The following is a 17579-nucleotide window of genomic DNA, read 5'->3' as shown; positions in this document are numbered from 1 at the left end:
CCCTTTAAGGTAAGTATTGTATTATTGCCTGTGCTATATTATCTAAATCTACTACTTCATTTACTAAATTAGTTTCAACAGCTGCTTTAGGCATTCCATAAACGATGCATGTATTAGCAGATTCTGCTATTGCGACTACATTTCCCGTTTTCTTTAATTTTTGAAGTCCAAGTGAGCCGTCCGAACCCATTCCCGTCAAAATCACTGCGATTTTATCGAAATCATTAAACTTACTATTATCTTCAAATAAAACATCGACTGCAGGTCTGTGCCCTACTCTTGGAGGCTCGACGTTATCTAAAACGATCGTATAAACACTCCCCGTTTTTTTTAATCGTAAATGATAACCTCCTGGTGCAATATAGGCATGTCCATTTCGTAAAATGTCCCCATTTGCAGCTTCCTTCACTTCTATTTCAGATAATTGATTGAGTCGATCTGCTAATGACTTTGTAAAGCCAGCGGGCATGTGCTGCACAATAAGTACAGGAGCTTTCAAGTCTTTTGGGAACTTAGTAATTACTTCTTGAAGTGCTCTCGGCCCTCCCGTTGAAGTACCTATCAATACTATTTTCTTATTGTTTTTATTCCAATTGTTCACTTTACTAGAAGTAGTCGAATGTATTGCCTTGTGCATTACAGAATCAGTTTCTACTTTTGTGTGCACTTGCTTTTGCCTGTTCAGTTTTACTAGTGAAATATTAGCTGCGTTTTCAACTTTTTGAATTAATTCTTCTTTTATTTTATGTAAATCTAATGAAATCGTACCACTTGGTTTAGCTACAAAATCTACTGCACCATGTTCCATCGCAAGAAGTGTGCTGTCTGTACCTTTTTGAGTTGTACTGGATAACATCACAACCGCGACAGGTGTTTTCGACATTATTTCTTTTAAAGCTTCTATCCCATTCATTTCTGGCATTTCAACATCCATGGTTACTACGTCTGGTTGAAGCGTCGTAATTTTTTGAATGGCATCTTTTCCATTGCGGGCGATCCCTATAACTTCAATAACATTATTATCTTTAAAAAAATCGGTTATTAGCTTACGCATAAATGCAGAATCATCCACAATTAATAGCTTCTTTTTTTGTAAGGGCTTCACTGATTCAAGACCTCCTCGAAAAGAGATTTTTCAATCGAGAGATGAATTTACTTTGTCTAGGAATATTTTCTTCCTCTTCTTCAAAATCAGAGAACCGATTGACAATCATTCTTAACTTTTTAGTAATTTCTGCTTCAGGATAGAGTATAGAAAATGGCACTTGCTCTTTTACTGCTTTTCTTACAACGGGATCTTCCGGTAACGAACCAAGTAGAAACACTTCTTTTGATAAGAATTTAGACATTGCTAATTTCAGTCGAGAAACTGTATCAATTCCTTCCTCTTCGCTGAAGGCTCTGTTACAAAGCAGAAAAAAGTTCTTATCAGGATCCTTGTAATAAATGAACTTCATCATAGAGTAAGCGTCAGTTATAGATGTCGGTTCTGCAGTTGAAATGACGATAATATCATCAACTGATACGAGCAAATCCAATGTCTGATTGGTCGCTCCCGCACCCATATCAAATACGATATAATCATAGTTTTTTTGTAAAAACTCGAATGCCTCAATTAATCGTGTGAACATCCCTTCATTCCATTCCATTACGCCTGATAAACCAGAGCCACCGGAAATATATTGAAGATTATTTGGTCCTTCGAATAACACTTCATCTATTGATGCGTCACCTACTAAGTAATCTTTCAAATTTGTTTGCACGGTTTTTCCAAGTAAAATATGAATATTACCCATGCCTATATCCATATCGATTAATACAACTTTTTTGCCTAAAGAACTTAACATAGTAGTAAAGTTCATAGAAAAATTACTTTTTCCAACTCCTCCTTTACCACTAACTACCGCAATAGAACGACCTAATTTATTTTGAGTACGAAGCATTTTAATTCTTAATTCCTCAGCTTGATCTCTCATAACGAATCCCCTTTAAAAGCAAATTGAGTAATTCATTTAGATTAGCCTCAACAATATCCTCAGGGACTTCTTGCCCATCCGTATAGTAAGCAAGTCCCTTCTTATATTTAACCATTAAATTAATGATAGAGCCAATAGAATTTGTTTCGTCTAGCTTCGTAAAAATAAATTTTTCAATTGGAAAATCCATAAATTGTTCAATAATGACTTCCATGTCCTTTTGTTTAGATGTTGTAGACAACACTAGGAAGGTTTCTGTATTTTCTTCTAGATTAATTAACTTCTGCAAATCTTCCACAAACTTTATTTCTTTATAGTTGCGACCTGCAGTATCAATAAATACAAGATCCAAAGCTTCATACTTTTCCATTGCATCTTGTAAGTCTTTCTCACTATAAACAATTTCAATTGGAGCTTGTAAAAGTCCTGCATAAGTTTTTAGCTGCTCAATTGCAGCTATTCTATATGTATCTGTTGTAATAAAGCCAACTTTTTTCTTTTTTTCTAATACTGCACGAGCAGCCATTTTTGCAATTGTTGTTGTTTTTCCTACACCAGTTGGGCCTAAAACATTAATGTATTTTTTATGAAAAGATATTCCACCAACAGGATGCTGTTCTAAAAGAGAAACAAGAACTTTCTTCGTTTTCTTGATTTGCTCAGCTAGCTCCAGTTTTTCATTATTACTTTTCATATGCACAAAAAGCTCATCACTAACTGTTGTGATAAGCTCATCTGCTAACTCTTGATCCTTTAAATGCTGAATAAGAGCCCCAAACTCAGGTGGATAATTTTCATCTAATGGAGAACGTTGAATTGATTTCACCATATGCTTTAAGTCTTCTAAATCTTTTTTAATTTCATCTGTAGCATCGCTAGCTTGAAATAATTGCATGGACTGATTTTCTTTTGGAGCAATAGGCGCATCATAAGAATCCATACCTGCTAAAACTTCAATCGATTTCTTTTTAAAGAGCCCTAGAAACCCTTTAGAATAAACAACTTTAGAATTTAAAATGACAGCATCATCGCCTAGTTCTTTTCGGATCAATTTCATTGCTTCAGGCATTGTAGTAGCCGTATATTTTTTCATTTTCACTCTACATTCACCACCCCAACACTTTGTACCTCAATGGACGATTCTAGTTCATTGTAAGATAGAATCGGAATTTGAGGGAAATATCGTTCCGTCATTTGACGTAAATACATTCGAACTGCAGGAGAACACAAAATAATTGGTGATTGCTCCATCAATGACGCGCGTTCTATCTCTCTTGCCATAGATTCTAAAATAGCTTGTGAATCATTTGGATCGATTGATAAATAATTTCCATGCTCTGTTTGTTGAATGCTATCGGCAACAATTTTTTCTACTCTACCTGAAACAGTTAATACTTTTAATACATTGCTATTACCTGCATACTGAGATGTAATTTGTTTCGCTAAAGACTGTCTAGTATATTCGGTTAATATATCGACATCTGATGTCATTTTTGAATAATCCGCCAATGTTTCAAAAATAATAGGTAAATTTCGAACAGAGACATGCTCTCGTAGTAAATTACCCAAAACTTTTTGAATTTCCCCAACAGTAAGAGGTGTTGGAGTTAATTCATCCACAAGAATTGGATATGTTTCACGAATATGATCTATTAGTTGTTTCGTTTCTTGACGGCCTAATAAATCATGCGCATTATTACGAATTATTTCAGTCATATGCGTAGAAACAACACTAGGTGGATCTACAACTGTGTAACCTAGAATTTCAGCTTCTTCTTTTACGGATTCCGTAATCCATTTAGCTGGTAACCCAAAGGAAGGCTCGATTGTATCTATCCCTTCAATTGAATCATCATCTCCAGGACTCATGGCCAAATAGTGATCAAGTAATAGTTCGCCTCTAGCCATTTCATTTCCTTTAATTTTAATACGATATTCATTTGGCTGTAACTGGATATTATCTCTAATGCGAACGACAGGAATGACAATACCAAGCTCTAAAGCAAGTTGTCTTCTTATCATCACAACCCGATCCAATAAATCTCCACCTTGAGCTGCATCCACTAAAGGAATTAGACCATATCCAAATTCAAACTCGATTGGGTCAACATTTAGGAGATTAATAACATTTTCAGGACTTTTCATATTATCCGTTGTAATTTCTTCTTCAAATTCTTCTATTTCATTTGGATCTTCTTTACTTGCTTTGCTCATCATAAATGCGCCAATTGCAAGTGCGATTGAAACAGGGAATGTTAATATGATTCCAATTGGTGTTACTATCCCAAGAAGTGCAATAGTTGCTGCTGCAACATAAAGAAGTTTAGGCTGATTGAATAATTGTTCGGTAATGTCTCCACCAAGATTCCCTTTAGATGCCGCTCTTGTAACTACAATACCAGTTGCTGTAGAAATTAGCAGAGCAGGAATTTGAGATACTAGACCATCACCTACAGTTAATGTAGAAAAAAGAACTGCAGCTTCCGCAAAAGGTAGTCCTAATTGAACAACACCAATGATAATACCAAATATAAGATTAATCAGAACAATAATTATTCCTGCTATCGCATCCCCTTTTACGAATTTCGTAGCACCGTCCATCGCTCCGTAAAAGTCTGCTTCTCCACTAACCTTTTCACGTCTTTCTCTTGCTTCTTTTTCAGAAATCATCCCAGCATTTAAATCTGCATCAATGCTCATTTGTTTACCTGGCATTGCATCAAGTGTAAAACGTGCAGCGACTTCTGAAACACGCTCTGACCCTTTAGTAATGACAATGAAATTAATAATTACTAAAATAGCAAAGACCACTAAACCTACTAACATATTCCCACCAGTTACAAACGTACCGAAAGTTTCAACTACTTTACCAGCGTCACCTTCTGCTAAAATTGCTCTCGTAGTCGAGACGTTCAGTGCAAGCCTAAATAAGGTTACAAGTAATAAAACAGTAGGGAAAACTGAAAACTGTAAAGCCTCTTGCATATTCATAGCAGTCATTAATATTAATAACGCTATTGTAATATTGATTATTATCAGAAAACTTATCAACCAATGAGGAAGAGGTATTACTAGCATAGCCACAATTGAAATTACAGCTGCTAAAACGGATATATCGCGGATTTGCATATACTTCCACCTCAATCTTTACATCTAAATTTTTTGTTTAATACGATATACATAGGCTAATACTTCTGCAACTGCTTTAAAAAACTCATCTGGAATCCGTTGCCCTATTTCCACTTGATCATACATAGCTCTAGCAAGTGGCCGGTTCTCTACCATTACTACATCATTTTCCCTTGCGATAAGCTTTATTTTTTGTGCTACAAAATCAGCACCCTTTGCTACAACGATCGGAGCATCCATTGAATCATCATCGTACTTTAAAGCAATGGCAAAATGGGTTGGATTCGTAATAACTACATCTGCGGAAGGAACTTCTTGCATCATTCGACGCATAGCCATCTCCCTTTGGCGCTGTCTGATCCTTGATTTAATAATAGGATCTCCGTCAGAGTTTTTATGTTCATCTTTAATGTCTTGTTTCGACATTTTTAGATTTTTTTCATAATCATAACGCTGATAAAAGAAATCTAGAACAGAAATAAATAATAGGACAGACGAAGCAGCAATTCCCATCATCCCAGTTAACCAACCTATTGTGGAAAGTGTATCCCATGGTGTTTTAAATGATAAAGATAACACTTGTTCTAAGTTCATCCATATGATGAGAGTCGTAACCGAACCGATGAAAGAAATTTTTAATAAAGATTTTAATAGCTCTATAATTGCTTTTAATGAAAATATTCTTTTTAATCCTTGGATAGGATCAATCTTTTTCAAATCAAACTTTAATGGTTCAGTTGTAAATAATAAACCAAATTGAAAAAAGTTAGCCGCTATAGCAGCAACAACAGCAACGCCCATAATGGGTAGCAAAATTATTGCCATTTCTATAAGTAAATCTTTATATATCTCGACAGCTGTTTCAATTGTTAAAGTTTCAATCAACATGTATTTAGTAAACGTTACATTGAAAAAAGAAAATATTTCTGTCCTCAAAAATCCTGCACTAAAAAACAAAAAGATAAAAACTGCAAGTAAAACAATAGCACTTGTTACATCCGCACTCTTTAAAACTTGTCCCTTTTTACGAGAATCTTGACGCTTCTTAGGTGTCGCTTTTTCTGTCTTTTCTCCAGCGAAAAACTGTAAATCTAATCGCATTTCAAACAAGTTTAGCCACCACCTAATATAATCATTAAATCTCGCATACCAATTACCATTATTTCAAACATCTTTTGAACAACAGCCATAAGAACACCCATCATCACGAGAAGAACTAAAAAACTTACCCCAATTTTAATTGGAAATCCAACAACGAATATATTTAATTGAGGAACTGTTCGGGCCGTTATCCCCAAAGCGATATCTACTAAAAACAATGTTGCAACGATTGGTATTGACATTTGAAAGGCTACCGCAAAAACACCAGCAAAAGTCTTCATAATGAATTCAACATAGTTTTCTTGCCCGAAAGCAAGTAATGTCATATCCATGGGAATAAATTGATAACTATAAAAAATACCATCCAATAACAAATGATGACCATTTAAAGCTAGTAATAATAAGAGAGCCAAAGTATTTAAAAACTGACCAATTAACGGACTTTGGGCTCCTGTTTGTGGATCAATAACATTTGCAATGGCAAATCCCATCTGAAAATCTATGAACCCTCCGGCAATTTGAATAGCTGACATGATGATATAAGCTAGTAAGCCTATAAATAATCCAACCATTACTTCTTTGATTATTAATATTATGTAATCCCCGTTTATTTCAAATGGTGCAACATCCATCGTATAGTACATCATCCAAGAAAGGATCACTGCAAAAGCAATACGATGTGTCGCTGGAATTGTCCGATGAGAAAAAAGTGGTAAAGTGACGAAAAATGCCGATACACGAGCTATTATAAGTAATAATACGGTTAGTTTAGGTATAAGTTCATCCATTGATCTAACCTATATATCTTATTAAATTTTCAAAGATATCCGCAGCGTATGTAGTTACTTGTGATAGCATCCACGGTCCAAAAAAAACGATTCCCACAAGGACCGCAATAATTTTAGGAACAAAAGCTAATGTTTGCTCCTGAATTTGTGTAGTTGCTTGAAAAATACTTACTGCCAGACCAGTGATTAAAGCAATCAAAAGAAGAGGACCTGATGTAAGAAGAATGACCCAAATAGCGCGTTCTGCAATAGAGATTACCATTTCATTATTCATTACGATCAGCTCCTAAAAACTTTGTAAAATGGATTTCATGACTAAATACCAACCATCCACTAAAACAAACAATAATATTTTAAATGGTAATGAAATCATTACTGGTGGTAGCATCATCATACCCATTGACATTAAAACACTAGCAACAATCATATCTATTACTAGAAAAGGTATAAATATCATAAAACCAATTTGAAATGCCGTTTTGATTTCACTTAATGCAAAAGCAGGAACCATAATCGTTAAAGGTATATCATTTATAGACTCTGGTCGTTCCGCCTCAGTATATCTCAAAAACAGCTCTAAATCTTTTTGTCTCGTATGTTTACTCATAAATTCTTTAAATGGAACACTAGCACTCTCGTAAGCTTCCTCTAATGTAATATCTTCATTAAAAAGAGGAGTAAGCGCTTTTTCATTCACTTCCTGAAATGTAGGAGCCATAATGAAAAAAGTTAAAAAGAGAGCTAAACCTACAATGACTTGATTGGGAGGCATTTGCTGTGTAGCAAGCGCCGTCCGTACAAATGATAAAATAATAACGATTCTAGCAAAGGAAGTCATGAGTATTAAAATACTTGGTGCCAAAGATAAAACCGTTAGTAATAGCATTAATTTGATTGAAGTGGAGACATTCGATGGATCACTGTCCGAAAAAAACTGGACGAAATCATTCATTTTCTTCTCGCTCCTTTGTCTTCCAATCATTTAATACATCACTACGGTCTTTTTTGATTTCTTGTAATCTTTTTTGGAACGTTTCGTTAAATGAAGGATCGTTTTTTACTTTGTTATTTGCCTTGGAAGAGATGGTGCCTTTTAAGTTATTAAAAATCTCTGCTATAAATGGCACTGTCTTTCCGATTTCTTGCTTCTCTTCATAGATTTTCGTCAGTTTAGTTATTTCCTCAGGGTCCGTTATTTCTTTTAATAATGAAACATCTTCCCCGACACCAACTAAAAATAACGAGTTACCTACTTGAAGTAATTGTACTGACTTACCTTGACTAATCCCAACTCCACCTAAATTCTGAACAAGTTGGTTTGTTTGAAACGTTCTATTTCTACTATTTACAAAGCGCAATAGTCCATATAACAAAAGAATGACGAAAAGTAAGGCAAAAATCATTTTCACATAATCCCAAATAGTTATGGAAACACCACTGGATTCTATTTCTTCTGGAGTTTCGGTTTGTTCAACCGGTGTCTTATCTTTTTCATCTTTAGTTTTGTTAAAATATTCTTCAATACTTTCATTAGAATCAGTTGCTGCATAAACTTCTGCTTTTAATGGGTAGAACGCTAGTAAACAAATGAAACAGAAAACGAGGGTAAATTTCCTCATCCTATTATTACCCGATTGCTTTTGAAATTGCTTCAATTACACGGTCCGCTTGGAATGGTTTAACGATAAAATCTTTTGCCCCTGCTTGTATTGCATCAATAACCATCGCTTGTTGTCCCATTGCTGAGCACATAATAATAATGGCATTCGGATCTTTCGCTTTTATTTCTTTTAATGCAGCAATTCCGTCCATTTCTGGCATTGTAATATCCATAGTTACTAAATCTGGTTTTAATTCAGCATATTTTTCAACAGCTTGGACGCCGTCTCCAGCTTCTCCTACAACTTCAAAACCATTTTTTGATAAAATATCTTTGATCATCATACGCATAAACGCAGCGTCATCGACTATTAAAATTCTTTTTGACATATTTTGTTTCCTCCATTGGTTATCTTAAATTATGAATGCGCTCTGCTTGACTTAAGATATCTGTAATACGAACTCCAAAATTCTCATCAATTACAACAACTTCCCCTTTTGCGATATGTCTATTATTAACAAGAATATCAACAGGTTCACCTGCTAGTTTATCTAGTTCAATGATAGATCCACTAGTGAGTTCCAGAATATCTTTTACAGTTCTTTTTGTACGACCTAATTCTACTGTTACTTGAAGTGGTATATCAAGTAGCAAATTTAAATTTCTTGATTCATTTTGAGTCAGATTAGGTGCATCGAAACTTGCAAATTGCGCTTGTTGTACTTCCACTTGCGGCGCTTGTGGACGGGGTTGCGTAAATTGCATTTGCGCTTGCGGCTGAGATTGTTCTTTTAATGGTTGTTGGTTTGATGGACTTGGAGTAGTTTCTACTCTTTCTTCCATAATTGTAGCAGCAACCTGGTCTTCTTCATCCTCACCCATCAATGATTTAACTAACTTCAAGCCAAATTCTAAAGGTAGTAATTGCATAATATTTGAATCAATTAAGTCTCCTACTTTTAAACGGAAGGAAATCTTTATTAGTAAATCGTCATTAGGAATTGCTTCTGTTCCTTCATCTACTTCTAAGTTCATTAAATCTATAGATGGAGGAGAAATATCCACTTTTTTATTGAAAACAGTAGACATAGATGTTGCCGCTGAACCCATCATTTGATTCATTGCTTCTTGTACTGCACTTAATTGAATTTCACTCATATTCGGTTGCGGATTTGTACCATCTCCACCTAGCATCAAATCTGCAATTATCGCAGCATCGGATTGCTTAATAACGAGTAAGTTCATTCCTATAAGTCCCGCAGTGTACTGAACTTGGACTGCAACATATGGATGTGGAAACTCTTCTTTTAATTTTGTACGATTGATCATACTAATGTTAGGTGTTGTAATATCAACTTTTTGACCTAGTAGTGCAGATAATGCAGTTGCTGAGCTACCAAAAGAAATATTTCCTATTTCACCAAGTGTATCTTGAGCAAATGAATCTAAATAATCCTCAACATTAATAGTCTCAGAATTTGTAGTTTTTCCTTCATCTAAAGTCGTTCCTCTAAGGAGGGCTTCAATTTCTTCTTGGGAGAGCATATCATCACTCATCATCATCCTCTCCTCCTTTCAAAGTTTCAATGACTTGTACAGCCATTCTTTTTTTTAGTTTACCAGGTTGAGCAGTAAATTTCGGTATTTCTCCAACATTAATTATTAGTGGATCTTCTATTTTTGAATTCAACTGAATAACATCACCTAGTTGTAAAAACAGTAAATCTTCAATTGAAATGTCTGTTCTTCCTAGCTCGGCAACCACTGGAATTTCAGCTGATTTTACTCGTTTCTCTAATACTTTTAATTGTTCCGGAGAAACTTCTTTTTTGTTTGTTTGCATCCAATAACGAACAGATAAGTTAGGAACAATCGGTTCTAAAACCACATGTGGTATACAAATATTAATCATACCGCTCGTTTCTCCAATTTCGGTATTGAATGAAATAACAACTACTGTTTCGTTTGGCGAAATCATTTGTAAAAATTGCGGATTTACTTCGAGCTCTGTTAAGATTGGGTCAATATCCGCAATATTAGACCATGCTTCGCGAAGATTATCAAAAGACCGCTCAAATAAGTTTGTCATAATTTTCGTTTCAATTTCTGTCATATTATTTACTTTTGCATAAGCTTCCCCTTTACCACCCATTAACAAATCTAACATAGAATAAGCGATATTCGGATTAATCTCCATGAGAATATTTCCTTCAAGAGGAGGCACTTCAAAAACATTGATTAATGTCATATGAGGTACCGAACGGATAAATTCTTCAAACGGAATTTGATCTACAGAAACTACTGAAATTTGTACATAAGTTCTTAATTGGGCAGAAAAAAATGTTGTTAACAAACGAGCGAAGTTTTCATGGATACGTGTTAAGCTACGAATCTGATCTTTTGAAAATCGAAGTGCACGTTTAAAGTCATACACTCTTACTTTTCTTGCTTCTTGTTCACTCTTCATTTCATCTGCTGTCATTTCTCCTGTGGAAAGCGCACTTAACAACGCATCTATTTCGGATTGAGATAATATATCTCCTGCCAATCTGCCCACCTCCATTCAAAAAAGTTACGATTACTGAATTATATAAGAAGTTATATAAACTTGTTGCACTTCTCCATCATTCATTAATTCATTTATTTTAGTTTTCAATGATGACTGAAATGTTGCTTTACCTTGTTTACCTTCTAAATCTTCTGGTGTCATTTCAGAAAGCTCTGTAATGACAATGTTTTTTACTTGAAAATCACGTTTTATTAATTCTTCCGCAGCTTCTTTACTATCCGTTTGTACTTTTAAGGAAATACGGATAAATTTATTTCCAGCTAAATTTGTCGTTATTTCTGGTATATCTATGGAAGATTCAACAATTTCATCAATTGTTGGCCCTGTCTCCTCATCTGGTTTGTTTAACTGAGAAATAAAAAGCAATGCTACAACACCAAGTAATGTAATACAAACTAAAATAATTAGCATGATGGTTAAAAGTTTATTTTTACTCTTCATGTTCTTCACCTCTTAAATGGGGGTTCGATAAAATATGTATTTCTTTGTAAAATTGAGCGATTTTTTTGGCCACATCTTCTCTAGATTCTAACGCAACATATTTATGACCATTTGTGAGCGTTATCGTAGTATCCGGAAAAGATTCAACCGTCTCTATGTATAATGCATTCAACAAAAACTCTTTACCGTTTAAACGAGTCAAATTTATCAATATAAAGGGCCGGGCCATTAAAGGAACGGCCCAACCCTCCCTTACTTTCAACTAAGATTCTAATAAATTATCGTTTTAAGTTAACAAGTTCTTCTAGAATTTGGTCAGACGTTGTAATAATACGAGTGTTCGCTTGGAAACCACGTTGCGCTACGATCATGTCTGTGAACTCTTCAGAAAGGTCTACGTTAGACATTTCTAGGAATCCGGAGTTGACTGACCCAATACCATTTTGTGTAGCAAAACTGAATAAAGGATCTCCAGAGTTGCTTGATGGTGTATAGTAGTTGTTACCTGATTTCTCTAATCCGCCTGCATTTGGAAATTTTGCATTAACTAATTTCCCTGCATATTGAAGTTCATTAAATGCGTCAACAAATGTTACTGTTCCGTCTTGAGATATTGACATACTCTTTGCATTGGTTGGGATACGAATAGGACCTATTGTACCAGTTCCAATAGTTCCATCTGGATTAATAGCGTATCCTGGATCTACTCCAGGACCAGCTGCTGTTCCAGTAGTATCAATATCTTCTGCATTTTCACTAAATCCATAGACATATTTACCATCACCATTTACTAAATAACCATTTGCATCCATATAAAAATTTCCAGCGCGTGTGTACTGTAAATTTTGTAATGCTACATCTGTTCCAGGCGTCGGCGTTGCAGCAGAATCTGCAACAATAAAGAATCCATCACCTGACATTGCCAAATCAAGCGTGTTTCCAGTTGATTGAAGTGATCCACCACTATGAATCGTATCAATTGATGCTAATTGAGATCCTAAACCAACTTGTTTCGGATTCACCCCTCCTCGATTTGCAGAAGCACCTGAAGCACCTGAAGTTGTTTGTGAGATCAAATCTTTAAATACAGTGCGTCCTTTTTTGAAACCGTAAGTGTTTACGTTTGAGATGTTGTTACCGATAACATCCAATTTTGTTTGAAAGTTTTTTAAGCCTGAAATTCCTGAGTACATTGAGCGAATCATGTATGTTTTTCTCCCTTCGATTTGCGTGCTAGCGTCTATCAGTCAGCTGCACATAGCATCCTTTTAAAGGTCCTGCTATCTATTTAGTTCAGCACAATGGTGCCGTCGATATTGGTGAATAATTGATTTTTCGCTTCCGTGCGATTCATGGCAGTAATCACTGTTGCATTTTTTGCACTTACGATTAATGCTGCTTGGTCCATCAATACTAATGAGTCATTCACACCTTTTGAGCGTGCTTCTGTTACTTTGTCACTCACCAGTTGCCATTCTGCATCTGTTATGTGAATATTTCTCTCAACTAAACGTTGATTTGCATGTTTACTTACTTTCAATTCTATTTTTGCATTAGCCTCGTGCAATTGTTGCAAAAACGATTGCTTTGGCGAAGTAACTTGTTTAGATGTGAGTGGTTGACGGATTGTAGTTTGCAGCGGAACGCGATTAATATTAATTTTGTCCATTGCATATCTCCGTTCTAATTTATTTTATTGCTGTAATTTGATCTGCGGTAATAGATTTACCTCCAGCGATATTAAAGACAATCTTTCCATCTTTTTTCGAAACAGATTCAACTTGAGCAGTGCTTTCTGCTTCCCCGTCCATATAGCTTACTGTTTTTCCAATTAACATACTTGCTTCTACTAAACTATTGGAATTTGAGTTATTCGACAGAACTTCTGATATATTGCCTGGTGTAATAACTTTTCCATCAGCAAGAGTGAATTGTACTCCCCCATTAACAAACTTAACTCCAGCAATTGTACCGGTACCTTCTTTTGTAATTGGTTTACCATCTTCGCCTTTTTCATCTGTTATTTCATGCCATTTCACAGACTTCCCAACGAAATTAGTATATTCAATCATTTGGGTTTGTTCTTGCGCCAATGCATATTTTTCAAATGCTGCCGTCAAGTTAGTCATTTGCTCTAACGAAGAAAATTGAGCCATTTGTGCGATGAATTCGTTGTCTTTCATTGGATTCGTTGGATCCTGGTTTTGTAATTGGGCCATTAATATTTTCAAAAATTCATCTTTTCCAAGCGTACTATTCCCTGTGGTACGTGTTGCTTTTTCCTTTGGCAAGTACATGCTGCTTGTGATCGGATTCATTTCAGCCATATATTAAACCTCCACTTCTTTTAAAAAGTCTTCGAAAGTAGCAATTTCTTCTTTCTCATCCTTTTTAGTTTCTTGTCGTTCTTGTTGTTGTCTAAATGATTCTTGGAAAGATTGATTTCTTTCCTGCCTTGCTGAATCTTGTACAGATTGTGTTATCTCTAATTTCTCAATTTGAATGTTCTGGTTAACTAACCCTTGCCTTAACTGATTTGAATGAGAATCTAACAAATCTTTACCAAGTGTAGTCGAAGCTAGCATTTTAGCTGTAAGCATTCCATCTTTTTGAATTAATTCAATTCGAATTGTTCCGAGATGTTCAGGATAAAGCTTGACGACAAGTCTATTTGCTCCACCTGCTTGTCCAAATTGAACACGATTCATCACTTTTTGCAAATCTTTTAGAAATTCCTCTGATTGTCCCGGTTTTTCATTTGGCAATGTTACTGAAACAGTTTCAACCTTTGTTTGTACTATCATTGACGACTGACCTTGTATAGGAGAAACTACTTCTCTCGTCTCAATTACTTTTTCGGTCGGTGTTGCTACTTGTTTAATTACAACTTGTTGAACACTTGGTTTCATTGTTTGATCTAGTGAAAGCTTATTCATAGCAGCATTTACAGCCTTATTGTTAGACATATCAGTTGGAAGTGTCAATGGAAGTTTAACTTCTTTAGATACAGCATCTTTCAGGTCTTTCACTAATTGATTTAAATCAAATAAAGTAGATTCTTGTTTTAATGTCAAATCAGATTTCTTTCCAATAAGTTGTATTATCTTCAACAATTGCACAGCTTGACTTGCTTCTACAGAAGATACAGGACCTTGTCCATTTAAAGATTGAACGATTGCATCTTTCAGTTGGCTAGCTTGTACATTTAAACCTGCTAACAAATCCCATACGTTAGATTCTGATAACTCTTCATCTGTTGTCGCATTTTCACCTAAGAGCTTACTTAATAATTCTTTCAGTTCTTTTGGATTTACTATCAAGTCTTTAGAACCTATTAGACTTTCCGCTTCTTCCAATGCATCTACATCTAAAATTTTAAGTAACTCTTGTACAAGATTTAGTTGAGAATCATCAGGTATAGGGGGTGACTGAACTTGTTGATTAGATAATACTTGTCCAAAAACATTACCAAATAGTTGATTATTCGTATTCATATCTGGTACTTTACCTTTTGATTGGACCACTATATTATTTCCTAGATTTGCAACTGCTGCGATATTCAATATTTCACCTCCTCTCAATTGAAAATCACTCTTATTGCTTTGTCATTAATTCTGTATATTTTGCTGCTTCTTCTGGTGTCATTTTTTCATAAATTTTTGCCACTGTATCTGGTTTTAAGCTATTTAAAATTCTTAATGCTTCTGCGTCACTCATTTTAGAAATGACAGGTGCAGCAGATTTCGCAGACATTTTTTCAAAAGTAGAAACTATTTCAGCGTATTCTTGTTTAGTGCTCGTTTGTTGTCGTTGTAGATTCTCTATTTCATCCAACAAACGTTGCTGTTCAACTAATAAATCCTCATTTTTTTTTGCCGAATTATCTATTTCTGATTGTAAGTTATCTATTTCTACTTCTTTTTCTTGGATTTCAGCTTGTAGAGAAACGACTTTTTCCTCTAAACGGTTTGTTTTTACATCCTCTGTTACTGTTTCCGGTTGACCAGCACCTGATAATTCTTTTGCTTTTTCAAAAACATTTATATTCGCTATTTGAGCAACTATCAAGAGGACCGCTAAAGCGAATAGAAAAGGAATGATAAACCAATAAAAGAACATTTTTATTTTGCCAATGCCTTTTGTTTCATCGTCTACTTTTTCAATGTTTTTAGTTTTTTTGTTTCTATTAGCCATGTTCTACTCACCTAATCTCTTTTTTGAAACTTTAAGGATGAAATTTCATCCAATTGGATTGTTTCAAGTCTAAGTTGATCTTGCTGAAAAAGTTCGTAATCTTTTTCCTTTATCTTTTCAAATTTACGAACCTCTAAAGATTTTTCTAAAAGTTTCTCTTCAAACCAGTTCATTTTAGAACGTGCTTGCATAACTTCTTTTTGTACTTTATCTATTCTTTTTTGCAACCCGTCTATAAAGTTCGAGAAATGATGAATATGGTTAATAGATAATCCTTGCTTAAGTTGGTTATTTTGAGCATCAACTGTATCTTCTTTCTTTTTCAACAAATCATATAATTCCGTAGCAACGGTTTCAAAAGCGATAACAGATTCTTTGTATGCTAGCTCTGTTTCTGATTTTTCTTGTTCACGAACAGTCAATATCTTAGCAAATTTATACTGATAAGCAACCATTATTTAACACCACCATTTGCTAAAGTAATTATTTCATTCACACTAGACTCTAGCGACACTTTGTCTAAATAACCTTGCTTTAAATAAGAAGTTATTAAAGGTTCATATTGTATAGCCTCATCTATTTCTTTGGATGTACCTCGTTTATATGCACCAATATTAATCAGGTCTTCTGATTTGTTGTAGGTGAAATACAAATCACGTAAACGTTCAGCTGCTTTTTTGTGTTCTTCATCGGATATATGATTCATTAATCGACTAATGCTTTTTAAAACGTTAATTGCAGGGTATTGACCTTTATTTGCGAGAGAACGATCGAGTACTATATGTCCATCGAGAATCCCTCGTACTGTATCAGCAATTGGTTCATTCATATCATCACCATCAACTAAAACTGTATAAAAGGCTGTAATCGTCCCATTCTCATTTGTACCTGTACGCTCAAGAAGTTTTGGTAAGATGGAAAATACAGATGGGGTATAACCCCTTGTAGCAGGTGGTTCACCAACTGCTAAACCTATCTCACGCTGTGCCATAGCAACACGTGTGACAGAGTCCATCATTAACATGACGTTAAGTCCTTTATCACGAAAATATTCTGCTATAGCAGTAGCTGTAAAAGCCCCTTTTATACGCATCAGAGCAGGTTGATCGGAAGTAGCGGCGATAACAATAGATCGTTCTAAACCTTCTTTACCCAAATCTCTTTCTATAAATTCTCGTACTTCTCGCCCACGCTCTCCAATAAGAGCTATGACATTTAAATCTGCATTTGTATTTCTTGCAATCATACCAAGCAATGTGCTTTTCCCTACTCCAGATCCTGCAAATATCCCGACTCTTTGACCTTTCCCTACCGTAAGCATGCCATCGATTGCTTTAACTCCTACTTCAATTTGTTCATCAATTGGTGGTCTAGTTAATGGATTAGGAGGGTCTTGTTCTGTCCCAACAGTCATCAAGCCTTTTGGTAATACTGTTCCATCGATTGGGTTTCCCATTGAATCGAGGACTTTTCCAATTAAATCTGGTCCAACTTTCACCTCTAACGGTCGATTTGTTCCTTCTACTAAACAACCAGTTGAAATTTCACGGATATTTGTATAAGGCATTAATACAACAACCTCTTCTTTAAAACCAACAACCTCTGCTAAAATTACTGAATGCCCATTTTTAGAAGAATGTATGTGAATTTTACATACATCACCTATCGAACTTTCTGGCCCCTGTGACTCAATCATCAAACCAACAACACGATTCACACGTCCATATTTCTTAAAGGTTGAAAGATTAGGGATTTGTTGTATTAAATCAACTGCTTTCATC

At 35.1% G+C, this 17579-nt stretch carries 21 protein-coding genes; all 21 read right to left on the bottom strand.

The features are described 5' to 3' along the window. Positions 1 to 4: 4 nt before the first annotated feature. Positions 5 to 1105 (bottom strand): chemotaxis response regulator protein-glutamate methylesterase, encoded by a 1101-nt coding sequence (locus tag AN959_RS06400; protein ID WP_082460834.1) that lies wholly within the window; start codon positions 1103 to 1105, stop codon positions 5 to 7. Positions 1106 to 1109: 4 nt separating this feature from the next. Continuing rightward, positions 1110 to 1976 carry a MinD/ParA family protein gene (locus AN959_RS06395; protein ID WP_056829291.1) on the bottom strand — a complete coding sequence of 289 codons (867 nt, stop codon included), beginning with the start codon at positions 1974 to 1976 and terminating at the stop codon, positions 1110 to 1112. After that, complete coding sequence (gene flhF / locus AN959_RS06390; RefSeq protein ID WP_056829289.1) at positions 1960 to 3075, bottom strand: flagellar biosynthesis protein FlhF; 1116 nt, start codon at positions 3073 to 3075, stop codon at positions 1960 to 1962. The genes AN959_RS06395 and flhF overlap by 17 nt, the downstream gene beginning before the upstream one ends. Beyond that, positions 3072 to 5105 carry a flagellar biosynthesis protein FlhA gene (gene flhA / locus AN959_RS06385; RefSeq protein ID WP_056829287.1) on the bottom strand — a complete coding sequence of 678 codons (2034 nt, stop codon included), beginning with the start codon at positions 5103 to 5105 and terminating at the stop codon, positions 3072 to 3074. Before flhA ends, flhF begins: the two co-directional genes overlap by 4 nt. A gap of 24 nt (positions 5106 to 5129) precedes the next feature. Further along, positions 5130 to 6206, bottom strand: a complete 1077-nt coding sequence (flhB, locus tag AN959_RS06380) for a flagellar biosynthesis protein FlhB (RefSeq protein ID WP_053592150.1) — start codon at positions 6204 to 6206, stop codon at positions 5130 to 5132. Positions 6207 to 6217: 11 nt separating this feature from the next. Then, positions 6218 to 6994: a flagellar biosynthetic protein FliR gene (fliR, locus tag AN959_RS06375; protein ID WP_056829285.1), complete on the bottom strand. Its 777-nt coding sequence runs from the start codon at positions 6992 to 6994 to the stop codon at positions 6218 to 6220. A gap of 4 nt (positions 6995 to 6998) precedes the next feature. Beyond that, a complete protein-coding gene (gene fliQ, locus AN959_RS06370) occupies positions 6999 to 7268 on the bottom strand; it encodes a flagellar biosynthesis protein FliQ (protein WP_053589966.1) in 270 nt (89 codons plus the stop codon). 12 nt (positions 7269 to 7280) lie between these two features. Continuing rightward, entirely contained in the window at positions 7281 to 7946 is a 666-nt protein-coding gene (fliP, locus tag AN959_RS06365; RefSeq protein ID WP_053589967.1) for a flagellar type III secretion system pore protein FliP, read from the bottom strand. Continuing rightward, a complete protein-coding gene (locus AN959_RS06360; RefSeq protein WP_156350738.1) occupies positions 7939 to 8613 on the bottom strand; it encodes a flagellar biosynthetic protein FliO in 675 nt (224 codons plus the stop codon). Before AN959_RS06360 ends, fliP begins: the two co-directional genes overlap by 8 nt. A 7-nt stretch (positions 8614 to 8620) precedes the next feature. Continuing rightward, positions 8621 to 8983 (bottom strand): response regulator, encoded by a 363-nt coding sequence (locus AN959_RS06355; RefSeq protein ID WP_053589969.1) that lies wholly within the window; start codon positions 8981 to 8983, stop codon positions 8621 to 8623. A gap of 19 nt (positions 8984 to 9002) precedes the next feature. Next, positions 9003 to 10151, bottom strand: a complete 1149-nt coding sequence (gene fliY / locus AN959_RS06350) for a flagellar motor switch phosphatase FliY (protein ID WP_082460907.1) — start codon at positions 10149 to 10151, stop codon at positions 9003 to 9005. Then, positions 10144 to 11142, bottom strand: coding sequence for a flagellar motor switch protein FliM (gene fliM / locus AN959_RS06345; protein WP_056829279.1), 999 nt, complete (start codon positions 11140 to 11142; stop codon positions 10144 to 10146). Before fliM ends, fliY begins: the two co-directional genes overlap by 8 nt. A 30-nt stretch (positions 11143 to 11172) precedes the next feature. Beyond that, positions 11173 to 11604: a flagellar basal body-associated protein FliL gene (gene fliL, locus AN959_RS06340; protein WP_053589972.1), complete on the bottom strand. Its 432-nt coding sequence runs from the start codon at positions 11602 to 11604 to the stop codon at positions 11173 to 11175. Then, positions 11594 to 11815, bottom strand: coding sequence for a flagellar FlbD family protein (locus tag AN959_RS06335; protein WP_053592151.1), 222 nt, complete (start codon positions 11813 to 11815; stop codon positions 11594 to 11596). The genes fliL and AN959_RS06335 overlap by 11 nt, the downstream gene beginning before the upstream one ends. A 67-nt stretch (positions 11816 to 11882) precedes the next feature. Continuing rightward, positions 11883 to 12809 (bottom strand): flagellar basal body rod protein FlgG, encoded by a 927-nt coding sequence (gene flgG, locus AN959_RS06330; protein WP_056829277.1) that lies wholly within the window; start codon positions 12807 to 12809, stop codon positions 11883 to 11885. Between the two features lie 83 nt (positions 12810 to 12892). Beyond that, positions 12893 to 13273 carry a TIGR02530 family flagellar biosynthesis protein gene (locus tag AN959_RS06325; protein WP_053589974.1) on the bottom strand — a complete coding sequence of 127 codons (381 nt, stop codon included), beginning with the start codon at positions 13271 to 13273 and terminating at the stop codon, positions 12893 to 12895. 19 nt (positions 13274 to 13292) lie between these two features. Beyond that, positions 13293 to 13931 (bottom strand): flagellar hook assembly protein FlgD, encoded by a 639-nt coding sequence (gene flgD / locus AN959_RS06320; RefSeq protein WP_053589975.1) that lies wholly within the window; start codon positions 13929 to 13931, stop codon positions 13293 to 13295. A gap of 3 nt (positions 13932 to 13934) precedes the next feature. Further along, positions 13935 to 15167 carry a flagellar hook-length control protein FliK gene (locus AN959_RS06315; RefSeq protein ID WP_056829275.1) on the bottom strand — a complete coding sequence of 411 codons (1233 nt, stop codon included), beginning with the start codon at positions 15165 to 15167 and terminating at the stop codon, positions 13935 to 13937. A gap of 31 nt (positions 15168 to 15198) precedes the next feature. Continuing rightward, entirely contained in the window at positions 15199 to 15798 is a 600-nt protein-coding gene (locus AN959_RS06310) for a MotE family protein (protein WP_082355221.1), read from the bottom strand. 11 nt (positions 15799 to 15809) lie between these two features. Then, positions 15810 to 16253: a flagellar export protein FliJ gene (gene fliJ, locus AN959_RS06305; RefSeq protein WP_053589977.1), complete on the bottom strand. Its 444-nt coding sequence runs from the start codon at positions 16251 to 16253 to the stop codon at positions 15810 to 15812. Beyond that, on the bottom strand, positions 16253 to 17578 hold the full coding sequence (fliI, locus tag AN959_RS06300) for a flagellar protein export ATPase FliI (protein ID WP_056829274.1): 1326 nt from the start codon (positions 17576 to 17578) through the stop codon (positions 16253 to 16255). The genes fliJ and fliI overlap by 1 nt, the downstream gene beginning before the upstream one ends. Position 17579 lies beyond the last annotated feature (1 nt).

It is taken from the genome of Psychrobacillus sp. FJAT-21963, from assembly GCF_001420585.1.
Lineage (GTDB): Bacteria > Bacillota > Bacilli > Bacillales_A > Planococcaceae > Psychrobacillus.
This window is presented reverse-complemented; position numbering and strand designations above follow the sequence as displayed.